At 70.0% G+C, this 15,653-nt stretch carries 14 protein-coding genes; 12 read left to right on the forward strand and 2 right to left on the reverse strand.

From position 1 onward, the window contains the following. Positions 1–145: 145 nt before the first annotated feature. From AMYBE_RS0104640 to AMYBE_RS0104680, 9 genes are all read left to right on the forward strand, one after another. A complete protein-coding gene (locus tag AMYBE_RS0104640) occupies positions 146–997 on the forward strand; it encodes a helix-turn-helix transcriptional regulator (RefSeq protein ID WP_020658175.1) in 852 nt (283 codons plus the stop codon). After that, positions 994–2,442, forward strand: a complete 1,449-nt coding sequence (sufB, locus tag AMYBE_RS0104645) for a Fe-S cluster assembly protein SufB (protein WP_020658176.1) — start codon at positions 994–996, stop codon at positions 2,440–2,442. Before AMYBE_RS0104640 ends, sufB begins: the two co-directional genes overlap by 4 nt. 2 nt (positions 2,443–2,444) lie before the next feature. Further along, positions 2,445–3,617 (forward strand): Fe-S cluster assembly protein SufD, encoded by a 1,173-nt coding sequence (gene sufD, locus AMYBE_RS0104650; protein ID WP_020658177.1) that lies wholly within the window; start codon positions 2,445–2,447, stop codon positions 3,615–3,617. A gap of 32 nt (positions 3,618–3,649) precedes the next feature. After that, positions 3,650–4,420 carry a Fe-S cluster assembly ATPase SufC gene (sufC, locus tag AMYBE_RS0104655; RefSeq protein ID WP_020658178.1) on the forward strand — a complete coding sequence of 257 codons (771 nt, stop codon included), beginning with the start codon at positions 3,650–3,652 and terminating at the stop codon, positions 4,418–4,420. Between the two features lie 48 nt (positions 4,421–4,468). Next, positions 4,469–5,770 (forward strand): cysteine desulfurase, encoded by a 1,302-nt coding sequence (locus AMYBE_RS0104660; protein ID WP_020658179.1) that lies wholly within the window; start codon positions 4,469–4,471, stop codon positions 5,768–5,770. Beyond that, positions 5,767–6,216, forward strand: a complete 450-nt coding sequence (gene sufU, locus AMYBE_RS0104665; RefSeq protein WP_020658180.1) for a Fe-S cluster assembly sulfur transfer protein SufU — start codon at positions 5,767–5,769, stop codon at positions 6,214–6,216. The genes AMYBE_RS0104660 and sufU overlap by 4 nt, the downstream gene beginning before the upstream one ends. Then, positions 6,213–6,608 carry a metal-sulfur cluster assembly factor gene (locus AMYBE_RS0104670; RefSeq protein WP_020658181.1) on the forward strand — a complete coding sequence of 132 codons (396 nt, stop codon included), beginning with the start codon at positions 6,213–6,215 and terminating at the stop codon, positions 6,606–6,608. Before sufU ends, AMYBE_RS0104670 begins: the two co-directional genes overlap by 4 nt. Before the next feature lie 117 nt (positions 6,609–6,725). Then, on the forward strand, positions 6,726–7,148 hold the full coding sequence (locus tag AMYBE_RS0104675) for a hypothetical protein (protein ID WP_020658182.1): 423 nt from the start codon (positions 6,726–6,728) through the stop codon (positions 7,146–7,148). Positions 7,149–7,449: 301 nt separating this feature from the next. After that, positions 7,450–8,850: an amino acid permease gene (locus AMYBE_RS0104680; protein WP_020658183.1), complete on the forward strand. Its 1,401-nt coding sequence runs from the start codon at positions 7,450–7,452 to the stop codon at positions 8,848–8,850. Positions 8,851–9,128: 278 nt separating this feature from the next. Here the strand turns inward: AMYBE_RS0104680 and AMYBE_RS0104690 are convergent, their stop codons facing one another. Beyond that, positions 9,129–11,069 (reverse strand): ABC1 kinase family protein, encoded by a 1,941-nt coding sequence (locus tag AMYBE_RS0104690; protein ID WP_027927375.1) that lies wholly within the window; start codon positions 11,067–11,069, stop codon positions 9,129–9,131. A gap of 346 nt (positions 11,070–11,415) precedes the next feature. Between AMYBE_RS0104690 and AMYBE_RS0104695 the strand changes: the two genes are divergently transcribed. The 3 genes from AMYBE_RS0104695 (at position 11,416) to AMYBE_RS0104705 (ending at position 13,962) form a co-directional block, all read left to right on the forward strand. Beyond that, positions 11,416–11,952, forward strand: a complete 537-nt coding sequence (locus tag AMYBE_RS0104695; protein ID WP_020658185.1) for a snapalysin family zinc-dependent metalloprotease — start codon at positions 11,416–11,418, stop codon at positions 11,950–11,952. Positions 11,953–12,115: 163 nt separating this feature from the next. Next, positions 12,116–13,315 carry a sensor histidine kinase gene (locus AMYBE_RS0104700; RefSeq protein ID WP_020658186.1) on the forward strand — a complete coding sequence of 400 codons (1,200 nt, stop codon included), beginning with the start codon at positions 12,116–12,118 and terminating at the stop codon, positions 13,313–13,315. Beyond that, positions 13,312–13,962 carry a response regulator gene (locus tag AMYBE_RS0104705; protein ID WP_027927376.1) on the forward strand — a complete coding sequence of 217 codons (651 nt, stop codon included), beginning with the start codon at positions 13,312–13,314 and terminating at the stop codon, positions 13,960–13,962. Before AMYBE_RS0104700 ends, AMYBE_RS0104705 begins: the two co-directional genes overlap by 4 nt. On the opposite strand, the gene AMYBE_RS0104710 is transcribed toward AMYBE_RS0104705, so the two are convergent. Further along, positions 13,946–15,625, reverse strand: coding sequence for a GGDEF domain-containing protein (locus AMYBE_RS0104710; RefSeq protein ID WP_020658188.1), 1,680 nt, complete (start codon positions 15,623–15,625; stop codon positions 13,946–13,948). The two genes, AMYBE_RS0104705 and AMYBE_RS0104710, sit on opposite strands and share 17 nt — an antisense overlap. Between the last annotated feature and the right edge of the window lie 28 nt (positions 15,626–15,653).

The raw sequence follows: 15,653 nt of genomic DNA on the forward strand, positions 1-15,653 counted from the left end.
TGAAGGGAACATCGAGGGATTCAGAGTCCCTCGATGTTCCCTTCACGGACTTGCCCGACGACCGGCTCGGGTGCCAAGGGTGAGCCGGGTCACTGCGGAACGCCCCGCCTTTGCCCCTCGGCCGGAAATAAGACACACTTGTGTTGTGAAAAACGTCGGAAGCACGTCCGGGGAGTACGGCAACCTGCCGCACGCCGCGGTTTCCGATGTCCCGGTGCAGGTCAGCGCGGTGAACGTAGCCGAGGGCCGCACCCGGCACGAGGTCGCCCGGCTGCTGCTGGAACAGGGCCCGATGACCGCCGCGGTGGTAGCCGAGCAGCTCGGCATCAGCCCGACGGCGATCCGGCGGCACCTCGACGCGCTGCAGGCCGACGGCGAGGCCGAAACCCGCGACGCTCCGCGCCGAGGACCGCGCGGGCGCGGCCGGCCGGCCAAGCTGTTCCTGCTCACCGAAGCGGGCCGGGCCCGGTTCGGGCACGCCTACGACGACCTGGCGGTGTCCGCCATCCGCTTCCTCGCCGAGCACGCCGGGCCGGACGCGGTGCGCGCGTTCGCCGAGCGCCGGGTCGAAGGGCTGATCGGCCCGCACCGCCAGGCCATCACCGGATCGGATGATCCGGTGGAGCGCGCCGAGGCCCTGGCCGTCGCGCTCAGCCGCGAGGGCTACGCTGCCTCGACCCGCCAGGTCGGCGCGGGAGCCCCGGCCGCGCACGTCGGCGCGCAGCTGTGCCAGCACCACTGCCCGGTCGCGCACGTCGCCGCGGAGTTCCCGCAGCTGTGCGAGGCCGAGACGGAAGCCTTCGCCGAGCTGCTGGGCACCCATGTCCAGCGGCTGGCGACCATCGCACGCGGAGACAACGCGTGCACCACACACGTACCCGCCGGACCGGCGAGTATCCCGGCCCATCCCGAGCCGGACCGCACGACGCCCCGAGAATCGGCCTCGCCGACCGACGGGCACGCACCACGGATCCCGAATGGAGGGAAACCCGCATGACTGCCGCTGCCGAGCAGCGCACTCCCACCACCGAGCCGTTGAGCCAGGAAGAGACCATCGCGTCCCTGGGCAACTACGCCTTCGGCTGGGCGGACTCCGACGAGGCGGGCGCCATCGCCCGTCGCGGACTGAACGAGGACGTCGTCCTCGACATCTCCGCCAAGAAGTCCGAGCCCGAGTGGATGCGCGACGCCCGTTTGAAGGCGCTCAAGCTGTTCGACCTCAAGCCGATGCCGAACTGGGGCGCCGACCTCTCGGGGATCGACTTCGACAACATCAAGTACTTCGTGCGGTCCACCGAGAAGCAGGCTGCCAGCTGGGAAGACCTGCCCGAGGACATCAAGAACACCTACGACAAGCTGGGCATCCCCGAGGCGGAGAAGCAGCGCCTCGTGGCCGGCGTCGCGGCGCAGTACGAGTCCGAGGTCGTCTACCACCAGATCCGCGAGGACCTGGAGGAGCAGGGCGTCCTGTTCCTGGACACCGACTCCGCGCTCAAGCAGCACCCGGAGATCTTCCGGGAGCACTTCGGCTCGGTCATCCCGGCCGGCGACAACAAGTTCTCCGCGCTGAACACCGCGGTGTGGTCCGGCGGCTCGTTCATCTACGTGCCGAAGGGCGTGCACGTGGAGATCCCGCTGCAGGCGTATTTCCGGATCAACACCGAGAACATGGGCCAGTTCGAGCGGACGCTGATCATCGTCGACGAGGGCGCCTACGTGCACTACGTCGAGGGCTGCACCGCGCCGATCTACCAGTCCGACTCGCTGCACTCCGCGGTCGTCGAGATCATCGTGAAGAAGGGCGGCCGCTGCCGCTACACGACGATCCAGAACTGGTCGAACAACGTCTACAACCTGGTCACCAAGCGCGCCAAGTGCGAAGAGGGCGCGACCATGGAGTGGATCGACGGCAACATCGGCTCCAAGGTGACGATGAAGTACCCGTCGGTGTTCCTGATGGGCGAGCACGCCAAGGGCGAGGTCCTCTCGGTCGCGTTCGCGGGCGAGGGCCAGCACCAGGACGCCGGGGCCAAGATGGAGCACCTCGCGCCGCACACGTCCTCGACCATCGTGTCGAAGTCGGTGGCGCGCGGAGGCGGCCGCACCTCCTACCGCGGCCTGGTCAAGGTCGCGAAGCGGGCGCACCACTCGCGTTCCAGCGTGGTCTGCGACGCCTTGCTGGTGGACACGATCTCGCGGTCGGACACGTACCCGTACGTGGACATCCGCAACGACGAGGTGTCCATGGGGCACGAAGCCACCGTGTCCAAGGTCAGCGAAGAGCAGCTGTTCTACCTGATGTCGCGCGGTCTCGACGAGGCCGAGGCGATGGCGATGATCGTGCGCGGGTTCGTCGAGCCCATCGCGCGCGAGCTGCCGATGGAGTACGCGCTCGAGCTGAACCGCCTGATCGAGCTCCAGATGGAAGGGTCCGTCGGCTGACCATGTCCGTGGCAGAGAACAATGTTTCGGAAGCCCTTCGCGAGGGGGCCGTCGTTCCGGCGGCCTCCCGCGCGGAGCGGTTCACTTCTTACGACGTCGAGGCGTTCGAGGTGCCTGGCGGCCGTGAGGAGAACTGGCGCTTCACGCCGATGAAGCGCCTCCGCGGGCTGCACGACGGCACCGCCGTCGCGTCCGGCGAGATCACGCTGGAAGCTGACGCCGCGCCCGAGCTGAAGATCGAGACCGTCGGCCGCGACGACTCGCGGCTCGGCCAGGCCGGCGTGCCGAGCGACCGGATCGCCGCGCAGGCTTACTCGTCCTTCGCCAAGGCCACCGTCGTGACGGTGCCCAAGGAGACGAAGGCGTCCAAGCCGTCGGTGCTGCGCGTGCACGGCCCGGGCGAGGGCCAGGTGGCCTACGGGCACCTGCAGGTCCGTGCCGAGGCGTTCGCCGAAGCCGTGATCGTGCTCGACCACGTCGGCTCCGGCACCTACGCCGACAACGTCGAGTTCGTCATCGGCGACGGCGCCAAGGTCACCGTGGTCAGCGTGCAGGACTGGGCCGACGACGCGGTGCATGTCTCCGAACAGCACCTCAAGCTGGGCCGCGACGCGGCGCTGCGGCACACCGTGATCACCCTGGGCGGCGATCTGGTCCGCATCTCGCCGACCGCGACCTTCGCCGACAAGGGCGGCGACGTCGACATGCTCGGCGTCTACTTCGCCGACGGAGGCCAGCACCAGGAGCACCGCCTCTTCGTCGACCACGCGGTGCCCAACTGCAAGTCGCGGGTGGGCTACAAGGGTGCGCTGCAGGGCGAGGGCGCGCACGCGGTGTGGATCGGCGACGTGCTGATCCGGGCCGCGGCCGAGTCCACCGACACCTACGAGTTCAACCGCAACCTGGTGCTCACGCCCGGGGCGCGCGCGGACTCGGTGCCGAACCTGGAAATCGAGACCGGCGAGATCGAAGGCGCCGGCCATGCGAGCGCGACGGGAAGGTTCGACGACGAGCAGTTGTTCTACCTGCAGTCGCGCGGAATCGCCGAAGAAGCCGCCCGTCGACTGGTCGTGCGCGGGTTCTTCCACGAGATCCTGGTGAAGATCGACGTTCCCGAGGTGCGCGAGCGCCTCGAAGCCGCGATCGAGGCCGAACTCGAAGCCGTCGGCGCCTGACGCCCTCCACCGCAGACTTTAGGAAACGAAGAATGGCTACCCTGGAAATCAAGGACCTGCACGCCTCGGTCACCACCGACGAGGGCGCCAAGGAGATCCTCAAGGGCGTCAACCTGACCATCCGGTCCGGCGAGACGCACGCGATCATGGGCCCGAACGGCTCCGGCAAGTCCACCCTGTCCTACGCGATCGCCGGGCACCCGAAGTACACGGTGACCTCCGGCGAGGTGCTGCTGGACGGCGAGAACGTGCTCGAGATGAGCGTCGACGAGCGCGCCCGCGCCGGCCTCTTCCTCGCCATGCAGTACCCGGTCGAGGTCCCCGGCGTCTCGATGTCGAACTTCCTGCGCACCGCGGCCACCGCGGTCCGGGGCGAGGCGCCCAAGCTTCGCCACTGGGTCAAGGAGGTCAAGGAGGAGATGGGCAAGCTCGGCATCTCCCAGGAGTTCGCCGAGCGCTCGGTGAACGAGGGCTTCTCCGGCGGCGAGAAGAAGCGCCACGAGATCCTGCAGCTGGCGCTGCTCAAGCCGAAGTTCGCCATCCTCGACGAGACCGACTCCGGCCTGGACGTCGACGCGCTGCGCGTGGTGTCCGAGGGCGTCAACGAGTACAAGGCGGCAGCCGAGGTCGGCGTCATGCTGATCACGCACTACACCCGCATCCTGCGGCACATCACCCCGGACTTCGTGCACGTCTTCGCGGACGGGCGCATCGTCGAGTCCGGCGGTCGCGAGCTGGCCGACGAGCTGGAGGAGAACGGCTACGTCAAGTACGTCGGCTCCGCCGAGCCCGCCAAAGCCTGAGTCGTTCCCCACCCCGATCCTGACGACACCGAGAGAGGAGTTGGCTCGATGACCACCACGGCTTCGAACAGCCCGACCAACTCTGTTCCCCTTGACGTGGCGGCACTGCGTGCCGACTTCCCGATCCTGTCCCGCACCGTGCGCGACGGGAAACCCTTGGTGTACCTGGACTCCGGGGCGACTTCGCAGCGGCCGCTGCAGGTCCTCGACGCGGAGCGGCACTACGTGCTCACGTCGAACTCGGCCGTGCACCGCGGTGCGCACCAGCTGTCCGAAGAGGCCACCGACGCCTACGAATCCGCGCGGGCGAAGACCGCCGAGTTCGTCGGTGCGGACCCGGAAGAGCTGGTGTTCACCAAGAACGCCACCGAGGGCATCAACCTCGTGGCGTACGCGATGAGCAACGCCGCCACCGCCGGTCCGGAAGCCGAGCGCTTCCGGATCGGCGCGGGCGACGAGATCGTCATCACCGAGATGGAGCACCACGCGAACCTGGTTCCGTGGCAGCAGCTGTGCGAGCGCACCGGCGCGACCCTGAAGTGGTTCAAGGTCACCGCCGAGGGCCGGCTTGATCTGTCCGATCTGGACAGTGTGATCACGCCGCGCACGAAGGTGGTCGCGTTCGCGCACCAGTCCAACGTGCTCGGCACGGTGAACCCGGTGGCCAAGCTGGTGGCCAAGGCGAAGTCGGTCGGCGCGCTGACCGTGCTGGACGCTTGTCAGTCGGTGCCGCACTTCGCGGTCGATTTCCACGCGATGGACGTCGACTTCGCGGTGTTCTCCGGGCACAAGATGCTGGCCCCGTCCGGCATCGGCGTGCTGTACGGCCGCACCGGGCTGCTCGCCTCGATGCCGCCGTTCCTCACCGGCGGTTCGATGATCGAGCTGGTCACCATGGAGCGCACCACGTTCGCCGCGCCGCCGCAGCGGTTCGAGGCCGGGGTGCCGATGACGGCGCAGGCGATCGGCCTCGGCGCGGCGGTGGACTACCTGTCCGCGATCGGGATGGACCGGATCGCCGCGCACGAGCACGAGCTGGCCGCGGCCGCGATCGCGGGCATCGGCGCGATCCCGGGCGTGCGCATCGTCGGGCCGACCGACCTGGAAGACCGCGGCGCCACCGTCGCGTTCGTGATCGACGGCGTGCACCCGCACGACGCCGGCCAGGTGCTCGACAGCCTGGGCATCGCGGTCCGGGTCGGGCACCACTGCGCGTGGCCGTTGCACCGGGCCTGTGCGGTGCCGGCGACCGTGCGGGCGAGCTTCTACCTGTACAACACGCTGTCCGAAGTGGACGCTCTGGTGGCCGGCATCCGCGAGGCGCAGAAGTTCTTCGGGGTGGAACGATGAATCTCGAGAGCATGTACCAGGAAATCATCCTGGACCACTACAAGAACCCGCACGGGCGCGGCCTGCGCGAGCCGTTCGACGCCGAGTCGTTCCAGGTCAACCCGACCTGCGGCGACGAGATCACCCTGCGCGTCAAGGTGGACGACGGCAAGGTCGCCGACGTGTCCTACGACGGACAGGGCTGCTCGATCAGCCAGGCGTCCGCGTCGGTGCTGACCGATCTGGTCGTCGGGCACACCGTCGAGGAAGCGTTCGCGACGATGGACGCGTTCGTGGAACTGATGCAGGGCAAGGGCAAGATCGAACCGGACGAGGACGTGCTGGAAGACGGCGTCGCGTTCGCCGGCGTCGCGAAGTACCCGGCGCGCGTGAAATGCGCCCTGCTCGGCTGGATGGCGTTCAAGGACGCGGTGTCCAGCACCACCACAGGAGCTGAGAAGGCATGAGCGAAGAGACGGCCACCGACCCGCGCGAGGGGCGCACCGCCGCGGACCTGCCCGAGCAGGCCGCCGTGCCCGCGGACGTCGCGAAGATCGAGGACATCGAAGAAGCGATGCGCGACGTCGTCGACCCGGAGCTGGGCATCAACGTCGTGGACCTCGGCCTGGTCTACGACATCCGGGTGGAGAGCGACAACACCGCGACGCTGGACATGACGCTCACGTCCGCGGCCTGCCCGCTCACCGACGTGATCGAGGACCAGACGTCGGCCGCGCTGACGTCCGGCGGCCTGGTCAGCGACTTCCGGATCAACTGGGTCTGGATGCCGCCGTGGGGCCCGGAGAAGATCACCGACGACGGCCGCGAGCAGCTGCGCGCGCTCGGGTTCACGGTCTGAGAGTTTTCGCCGGAAGCCGCTCCCTGGTTCCAGGGGGCGGCTTCTTCTCGTCGGTGCGGGTGGATCCGTTCGGCCGGAGTGCCGGTTTTCGTCGGGGCTGGGTGCTATGACTGGTCCATGAGCGAATCTGTTTCCGAATCTGCGGACGTCGACGAGAGACCCAGCCGCGGCCTCGGCATCGCGTCGGTGTCGGTGGCCGCGGTGAGCCTGGTACTGGCCGGGTCGACCTGGATGGCCTGGCTGCTGGTCCGGCCCCGGGTGATCGGCGGGGAGATCTATCCGCTCGTCGCGCAGGTGTTCGTCCTGGTGCTCGGGGCGCTGTGGTTCGTGGCGCTGCTGGCCGGCGTCCTGGCGCTGGTCCTCGGCGTGACCGGGGGCGCCCGGCGGCGGTACGGCGGGCGCGGCGGCGACTTGGCGCGGATCGGTGCGTTGCTGGGTGCGTTGACGTTCGTAGTGGCACTGGCCGGCGCGGTCGCGTTCACCATTCAGCCGGACGCCACGCCGGTGTTCGCCGGGCACGCGGACTACTTGGGCCGGTAACGAGCGTCGGGAGCAGGCCTTCGGCCCAATGCTCGGCGGGTCGTTTCCGGCGGTGCCGTTCGCGGCTTCAGCCACCTGGTCCGGCTCTCGGGTTGGCGCGAACTCCGTCTGGGCTCGCGTGCGCGCCTGTCCTAAGCGCGAGCTGTCGCTTACCTCACCCGGTTCCCGGCCATCCCCTCGCTGGCTTACCGCCGCTTGCTCGAGATCCCGGCAGAGTCGTTGGCACGCTTCGGTTTTGACTCCTTCGGCGGGGATGGATCCCGGATCTCTGGTTCGGGCGGCGTCTGCTAGGGATTGCACCATGAGTTCAGAAGTCGCCGCCGAGCCGGCTGCCGAGGGGCTGGCCGCCGGGTTGCGTCAGCGGCACCTCGCCATGCTCGCGATGGGCGGGGTGATCGGGTCGGGGCTGTTCGTCAGTTCCAGCGTCGGGATCAGGCTCGCCGGGCCTGGCATCGTGCTGTCGTTCCTGCTCGCGGGCGCCCTGGCGATGCTCGTGATGCGCATGATGGCGGAAATGGCCGCCGCCATTCCCTCCAGCGGTTCGTTTTCCGTGCACGCCGAGCGCGCATTCGGGGCGTGGGCCGGTTTCGCGATCGGCTGGCTGTATTGGTCCGCGCTCGTGGTGGTGCTCGCCGTCGAAGCCACCGCCGCCGCCATCATCGTCAACAGCTGGCTGCCCGGCGTGCGGCAGTGGGTGCTGGTTCTCGTCTTCATGGCCGTGCTGACCGCGATCAACTTCGCGGCGGTGTCCCGGTTCGGCGAGTTCGAGTTCTGGCTGGCTTTGGTCAAGGTCGTGGCCATCATCGGGTTCCTGGTTCTCGGCGTGCTCGCGTTCTTCGGCCTGTTGCCGGGGACTTCCTTTGCCGGCACGGCGAATCTCCTCGGCAACGGCGGCTTGCTGCCCCACGGCTGGCAAGGCGTGGGCGCCGGGCTGCTCGCCGTGGTGTTCACCTTCGGCGGCCTGGAAGTGCTGACCATCGCGGCCGCGGAATCCGACGACCCAGCGCGTGCCGTCGGCAAGGCAGTGCGCGCGGCGGTCGTGCGGATTTCGGTTTTCTACGTGGGTTCGATGCTCGTTGTCGTCGCGCTGCTGCCGTGGACGAGCATCCAGGCCGGGGAAAGCCCGTTCGCCGCGGTGCTGGCGCATATTGGGATCCCGGCGACCGAGCAGATCATGAACGTCATCGTGCTGTTCGCCTTGCTCTCCACGTTGAACACCAACATGTACGGCGCGGCGCGCATGGTCTTCTCGCTGGCGCAACGGGGCCACGCGCCGGGCGCGCTGACGAAGCTGGACCGCAATGGCGTGCCGTATCTAGCCGTCGCGGCGTCGGTGCTGTTCGGTTTCGTCGCGGTCGCGCTCAACGCGCTCTGGCCGGACACGGTTTTCCTGTACCTGCTCAACGCGGTCGGCTCGGTGCTGCTCATCGTGTGGATTCTGGTGGCGTGCACCCAGTTGCGCGTGCGGCGGCAGCTGGAGCGCACCGCGCCGGACAGCCTGACCGTGCGGATGTGGGGCTTCCCGTATCTGACCTGGGCGACGCTGGCGGCGATGGTGGCGATTCTGGTCGTGATGGCCGCTGGCTCCGGCACGCGGATTCAGCTGGTGAGTTCGGGCGTGTTGGTCCTGGTGCTGGTGGCAGCGGGGGCGTGGTGGCAGCGCGCTCGCCGTCGCGAGCCCAGCGCCGAGGGGCGACCGTAGTCGGGAAGGTTGCGGGCACACAGCCCGTCCCGACGAGTCCGCAAGGCTCCGGCACCCGGCGGGCATGAGCATCGTATAACGCCCTATACGGAGCCTTGGGGCAGACTGAGCACCGGCAGTTCGGCAGGTCCGCGGATCGCGTCGGATGCGGGGCCGGTCGCTCCATCGATGGCAACAGTGCTCGAATCGGCAAGAACCGCAGGAATGCCGCTGTTCCGGTGATCATCGCGTTCACCGACGCCGTCTGCCCGGGCTGATCAACGCCGCCGGAGTGTTCGTCATCGGGTTCGCCGGGCTGATCGCGACGGTCGTCCGGAGCGCCGGAAGACGACGAAAAGCAGTCGCAGTCCCGCCAGCGCACTGATCATCAGCAGGTTGTAGCCGAACACTTGGTTCAGCGTCAGCCCAGGAATCAGCTGCGGCCCGCTGGTGCTGGCGAGCAGCAGCACGGCCATCAGCCCGGTCGCGATGCCGACCAGCGCGAGCAATACCTCGTGCATAAGGCCGGTCACCAGGTCGCGGTCGCGTTCGTCGGAGAACAGCCGCAGGTTGACCGACAGCCGGCCTTCCTCCAGTGCCGCGCCGATCCGGTCGACACGGCGGGGCAGCCGGCGCAAGACCGGCAGCAGCGCGGTGAGCTCGTCGGCGACGGTGTGGTGCAGGGCGGCCGGACTGAGGCCGACGCGTTCGGTGGCGAACGCGCGCGATTCGGCGACGAGGTCGAAGTCCGGCGCCAGCGTCGCGAGGGTGCCTTCCATGGTGGCCAGCGCGCGGAACACCGCGGCGATCGGCGCCGGCACGCTCAGCCGGTGCTCGGCGACGACCCGGAACAGGCCGGTGAACACGTCGAGCCCGGGGGAGCGGCCCGGTCCGAAATGGCGGGCGAGCAGGATGCCGAGCGCGCGTTCCAGGCGTTGCTCGTCGAGTTCGTCCGGCCGGTCGACGATCTCCAGCAGTCCGTCGCGCACCCCGGCCGGATCGCCGCGGTCGACGGCGGGCAGCAAGGCTTGCAGTCCGGCGCGCAGGCTGGAATCGAGCCGTCCGACGGAGCCGAAATCGAGCAGGCCGAGCGTGCCGTCTTCGAGCAGCAGCACATTGCCCGGATGAGGGTCGGCGTGGAAGACCCCGGCGAGCAGCACCTGATCCAGCAGGCCGCGCAGGAAGGTGCGGGCGAGCTTCTCTCCTGCGCCGGCCGGGGCACTGGCGGCGGAAAGCGGTTTGCCGTCGAGCCGGCGCATCACCAGGACCCGCTCGGTGGACAGTGCTTTGTGGACAGTGGGCAGGGTGACGCCGTCGAGCGGCCGCGCGGCGATGGCGGCGATGTTCCCGGCCTCGGTGCGGAAGTCGAGTTCGTCGTGCAGCGACTCGGCGAAACCCTCGGCGAGTTCCTCGACGCCGAGCGACCGCGCCCAGCCGGTCCGGGCCGACAGCACCGAGGCGAGCCGGCGGACGATGTCGATGTCGCGTTCGACCTGCTCCCGGATGCCCGGTCGCTGCACCTTCACCACGACCGCTTCGCCGGACCGCAGCCGCGCGCCGTAAACCTGTGCGATCGACGCCGCGGCAAGGGGTTTGCCGTCGATGTGCGCGAAAGCGGTGTCCACGTCGATCTCCTCGCGCAGCAGTGCGCGCACCTGGTCCTCGGGCGCGGGCGGCACCTGGTCATGCAACTTGCTGAGCTCGCGCAGGTAGACCGGCGGCAGGAGATCGGCGCGGGTGGAAAGCAGCTGCCCGAGCTTCACGAACGTCACGCCGGCCTCTTCCAGCGCGAGCCGCAGCGAGCGCGCGAGCTTCGCCGACCCGTCCGGCCCGGCGGTGCGCCGTCCAGTGAGGAACGACCCGAGCCCGTGCCGGATCGCGATGCGCATGATCCGCGAGTACCGCCGGCCGCGCGCGATCCGGGACCGCAGCGCGCTCAGCCGGGCGAACAAGCCAGGTCCACCGGACGGGACGGCGAGTTCCGCGACGAACAGGACCAGCAGCGTCACCGCGAGCGCGGAACCGGCCAGCGGGATCAGGAGTCCGATCGCGACCCCGGGCCGGGCGAGCACGAGCGCCGGGAACGCCCGGATGATCGTCCCGGCGACCACCCAGCCGACGAGCGCGGCACCGAGCGCCCGGACGATCCCCACCCGCACCCCGAGCACCTTCCGGGCCGCGGCGACCAGCGGCCACAGCACAACGACGTAGGCCACCAGGCCGAGCACTAGCGTTTGCATGCCTCGCAGCACACCAGTTCGGCGGTTCCGGGGGATCCAACCGCGGCGGGATCGACCTCCCTCTCCGGAGGGAGGTCACGTCTGGGCGGTGCCGGAAAGGTTGCCCTCGCCGGATCGAGGGCCGTGAAGGGCCCCTGCCGGAATCCAAGTCCCTCAAGGGCCCCTTGACGGCCGAGGGGCGACGGCGACGATCGAAGCACGACCGGGGCAAACGCCCGGTTTCACGCGAATCCGGCCCGGACCGCGCCGGGGGTCCTACTTTCGGACGTGGCTACGCCTGGAGTGAACTTCTAACGTCGTCGACCGTACAAAGGGTTGCTTGCTTTCCTGACCTACGGAGGACACGATGCATGCACGAGGGTTCGCGCGGATCGCGGCGCTGGCGATGGCCGTCGCCGCACCGCTGGCTGCCGCGCCGGCTGCGCTCGCCGCGCCGGCCGCGACGACCACGGTGTACTACAGCTCGGCTGGTGCGCCCGATTACGTCTCGCAGATCGACCAGGGCGCGGCGAACTGGAACGCGGCGGTCACCGACGTGAAGCTGGTCAAGGACGAGGGCCGCGCCACCGTGACCATTCACGAGGTGCACAGCGGCGGCTCGTACACGCAGACCGACGGCCATGGCAACGGCGACGTCTACCTCGACACGAGCCAGGTCGCCGAGGGCTACGACCCGACCCGGATCGCGGCGCACGAACTCGGCCACAACCTCGGCCTGCCGGACCACTACTCCGGTCCGTGCACCGAACTGATGTCCGGCCACGGCCCGGGCACCTCGTGCACGAACGCCAAGCCGGACGCCCAGGAGGCGGCGAAGGTGCAGCAGTTGTGGGCCAACGGCTTCCGGCCGCACGGCACCCGGGTCACCGTGACTGTCTACTGAGGACCGACAGGCACCGCGCAGGGTGTCTGCCCTGGCGGCCGCGGCCCGCCCCGCGGCCGCCAGGGCCGCCCGCGTGCCGGTTCCCTCCCCACCAGAGTGTCAGAAAACCGGCTCCCCCTCCGGCGGGAGGCGTCGCGCCCGCCCGGCCTGCCAAGATTGTCCGGTGCGCATCCTCCGGCCGCTGATCAGCGGGTACACCTATCGCCGATGGGTGTACTTCATCCTCGGCGCGGCGTTGAGCGTCCCGTACCTGCTGTTCGCGATGGTCGCGGTCCCGTCGGTGGTGCCCTATTCCACGACCGTGTCGGGGGCGGGCCTGATCGGCTTGATAGCGACTGTCGCGGTACTCGCGGCGACCGCGTTCCTGCCCGCGGTCCGGGTACTCGAAGCCGCCGCGGTGCGCGAACTGCTCGGCCAACCGGCACCAGGACGCGGCCGCTTGCGGTGCGCCGGGATGTTCTCGCTGCACGTCGTGACCGGAGCGGTGATCGGCACCGTGACGCTGCTGCTGCCAGCCGGTTTCGGGTTCGCCCTCAACGCGGTCTTCACCGGTCGGTTTATCGACAGTCCGCAGTTTCGCTTGTCCGTGCCGCGCGGCTGGGAGTCGGCGTGGTTGCCCGCTTCGTTCCTGGCCGCCTTCATCGGGCTGGTCTACGTCGTCTGGGGCCTCGGCGGGGTGCTGCGCCGCACGGCGGCCCGGTTGCTCGGGCTGTCCGCGGCCGAACGCATCGCGCAGCTCGAACGGCGCACCGAGCAGCTGGCCGAACGCACCCGGCTGGCCCGCGAACTGCACGATTCCGTCGGACACGCGCTTTCCGTCGTCACGCTGCAAGCCGGGGCCGCCCGGCGGACGCTGCACACTGATCCCGGGTTCACCGAGGAGGCGCTCACCGCGATCGAAGAGTCCGCGCGCACCGCGCTGGAAGACCTCGACCACGTGCTCGGCCTGCTGCGCGAAGAAGCGTCCGGCCGAACGCCGCAGTCCGGGCTCGCGGACCTGCCCGCGCTGATCACCGCGACCAAGCAGGCTGGTGCCGATTGCCGGGCCGAGATGCGGGGCGACCTCGCTGCGGTGCCCGCAGTGGTGTCGCGCGAGATTTACCGGATCCTGCAGGAATGCCTGACGAACGCGGTCCGGTACGCCGGACGGGTGCCGGTGACCGTTTCGCTGGAAGTGGCCGGTTCGCGGCTGCACGCGTCGGTCGTGAACCCGCTCGGCTCGGCACAGCCGTCCCGCGTGCGCGGCGGACGCGGCTTACGGGGCATGGCGGAACGGGCGGAACTGGTGGGTGGCAAGCTGTCCGCCGGGCCGGTCGGCGAAAACTGGGAGGTCGTGGTGACGGTGCCGTGGGGGAACCGGTGAGCGTGCGGGTCCTGCTGGTGGACGACGAAAGGCTGATCCGGGCCGGGCTGCGCGCGATCGTGGACAGCGAACCGGACCTGACCGTGGTCGGTGAGGCCGCGGACGGCGCCGAGGTGCCCGGCCTGGTCTCGACGCTGGCGCCGGACGTGGTGCTGATGGACGTGCGGATGCCCGCGGTGGACGGGATCCGCGCCACCGAGCACCTGTTGTCCACGATGGACGAGCCGCCGAAGGTGATCGTGGTGACCACCTTCGAGAACGACGACTACGTGTACGACGCCTTGCGGGCCGGGGCGAGCGGATTCCTGCTGAAGCGGGCGCGGCCGGAGGAGATCGTCGCCGGGATCCGCACCGTGCTGGCCGGGGACTCGCTGCTGTTCCCGGCGGCGATCCGGGGGATGGCGCAGCGGCGCGCACCGGTGCCGGATGTGGTGGCACCGCTGGATTTCCTGACCGAGCGCGAGCGCGACGTGCTGCGGCTGATGGCGGCCGGACTGTCCAATGGGGAGATTGCCGCGGAGCTGTATCTGGGGCTGCAGACGGTAAAAACGCATGTGGGGAATGTGCTGTCAAAGCTCGGTGCCCGGGATCGGACGCAGGCGGTGATCCGGGCGTACGAATCGGGCTTCGTCAAGCCGACCGGCTGATCGCGACGTCGCGGCCGATGCCGCGGAGCACCTCGACCCGGTCGCTGCCCGGACGGCTGAGCACCCAGCTGGACCCGGGCACCGCCTTGGCCCGCTTCTTCAGCGGCGCGAGCAGCCGGGAAGCGTCCCGATAGGACGGAACGGCGCCGCTGCCGCACACCAGTGTCGCCAGGGAAACGGTGACCGGCATGCCTTCGGCGGACCAGTGCGTGTCGAGCAGGGCCGCGGCGACGGTGCCGATCTCGTCCACGTCGCAGACGATCAGGAAATCGTCGCCGCCGACGTGGCTGACCCGCATCCGCGCCAGCTTGCGCGCGAGATCGGTGAGGGTTTCGCCGAGCTCGCGGATCAGGTCGTCGCCCGCGGCGAACCCGGCGTTGTCGTTGACCGACTTGAACGCGTCGACGTCCAGCCAGGCCGCCACGAACTGCTCGCCGGTGGCGATCCGGCGTTCGACGTCGCGGGCCACCGCCTCGCTGCCCGGCAGCCGGGTCAGCGGACTGAGCGTGACCGCTTCCTCGACCTTCGCCTCCGCGACGCCGCGCACCACCTCGGTCACCAGCACGACGCCGAGGCAGCGTCCGGAAGCGTCGACGACCACCACGTCGTCGCCGGTGCGGCCCCAGTCGGCGTCGGTGACCAGTTCCAGGAACTCCAGCGCGCTCGCGCCGGCCTCGATCAGGTGCGGCTTGTCCGCCAGCCGCGCGGCGGAACGCTTGGCGTGCAGGGCATGCCCGTACGGGCCGGTGATGGTCACGAGGAACCGCGTGCGGTCGACCGACCACTGTGGACGGTTGGCCGCGTCCACGCCGACCACGCCGCTCGGCGCGTCCGCCGCGGCGAGCACCTCGCGCACGTCGTCACAGGTCGCGTCCACCGGGAGGGTGGTGGCCGGACGCAGGAAGTCGCCGACGCGCGGGGCCTGCGGCGGCGCCGGGGTGCGCCGGTCGTCCGGGACGACCGCCCCGGCGGCGGGCGCGGACCGGTGCGCGGCGGGCGGCGCGAGCAGGTTGCCCTGCGCGATCCGGACGCCGAGGCTTTGCGCCGCGTCGAGCTGCGGCCCGGTCTCGATGCCGGTGGCGACCAGCCGGATGTTCGTGCGCGACGTGTAGTGCAGCAGCGCCTCGACGACCGCGACCGAGGCTGCGTCGTCCGGCAGCCCGCGCAGCACGCTGCGGTCCAGCTTCACCAGGTCCACGGGGGACTGGGCGAGCAGGGCGAGCGGCAGGTCGCCGCGGCCGAGGCCGTCGAGCGCGAGCCGGAAGCCCAGCTCGTTCAGCGCGCGCATGCCGGCCATCAGCCGCTCGGTGGGCAGGTGCGTGAACGGAGGCCCGACCTCGAGCACCACGTCGCGGGTGCGCCGCCCGGCCGCGCTGAGCTCGGCGAGCAGTTCGTCGAACGCCTCCAGCGGCGAGGCGAGCGTGCGGGCGGAAAGGTTGAGGTGCAGCGGGAGCGCGCTGGGCCGCTCTGCCTCCTGGCGCACCGCGGCGGCGGCGAGCCCCAGGTCTACTTCGGTGAGCCGGCCGGCTCGGCGGGCTTCGGCGAGGAGTTCGTGCGCGGTGCCCCGGCCCGGCCGGGCCAGTGCTTCGTACGCGACGACTCCGCCGGTGTGCAGGCTATACATCGGCTGGAAGGCGAATCGGACCGCACGCAGCGTCGTCACGGCGTCGATGGTCGCATCGGAACCGGGC

Source organism: Amycolatopsis benzoatilytica AK 16/65 (genome assembly GCF_000383915.1).
Lineage (GTDB): Bacteria > Actinomycetota > Actinomycetes > Mycobacteriales > Pseudonocardiaceae > Amycolatopsis > Amycolatopsis benzoatilytica.

Bases quoted from the DNA above. Each gene is read 5' to 3' on its own strand.
- sufB (WP_020658176.1), top strand. From the start codon at position 994: ATGACTGCCGCTGCCGAGCAGCGCACTCCCACCACCGAGCCGTTGAGC.
- sufD (WP_020658177.1), top strand. From the start codon at position 2,445: ATGTCCGTGGCAGAGAACAATGTTTCGGAAGCCCTTCGCGAGGGGGCC.
- sufC (WP_020658178.1), top strand. From the start codon at position 3,650: ATGGCTACCCTGGAAATCAAGGACCTGCACGCCTCGGTCACCACCGAC.
- AMYBE_RS0104660 (WP_020658179.1), top strand. From the start codon at position 4,469: ATGACCACCACGGCTTCGAACAGCCCGACCAACTCTGTTCCCCTTGAC.
- sufU (WP_020658180.1), top strand. From the start codon at position 5,767: ATGAATCTCGAGAGCATGTACCAGGAAATCATCCTGGACCACTACAAG.
- AMYBE_RS0104670 (WP_020658181.1), top strand. From the start codon at position 6,213: ATGAGCGAAGAGACGGCCACCGACCCGCGCGAGGGGCGCACCGCCGCG.
- AMYBE_RS0104675 (WP_020658182.1), top strand. From the start codon at position 6,726: ATGAGCGAATCTGTTTCCGAATCTGCGGACGTCGACGAGAGACCCAGC.
- AMYBE_RS0104680 (WP_020658183.1), top strand. From the start codon at position 7,450: ATGAGTTCAGAAGTCGCCGCCGAGCCGGCTGCCGAGGGGCTGGCCGCC.
- AMYBE_RS0104690 (WP_027927375.1), bottom strand. From the start codon at position 11,069: ATGCAAACGCTAGTGCTCGGCCTGGTGGCCTACGTCGTTGTGCTGTGG.
- AMYBE_RS0104695 (WP_020658185.1), top strand. From the start codon at position 11,416: ATGCATGCACGAGGGTTCGCGCGGATCGCGGCGCTGGCGATGGCCGTC.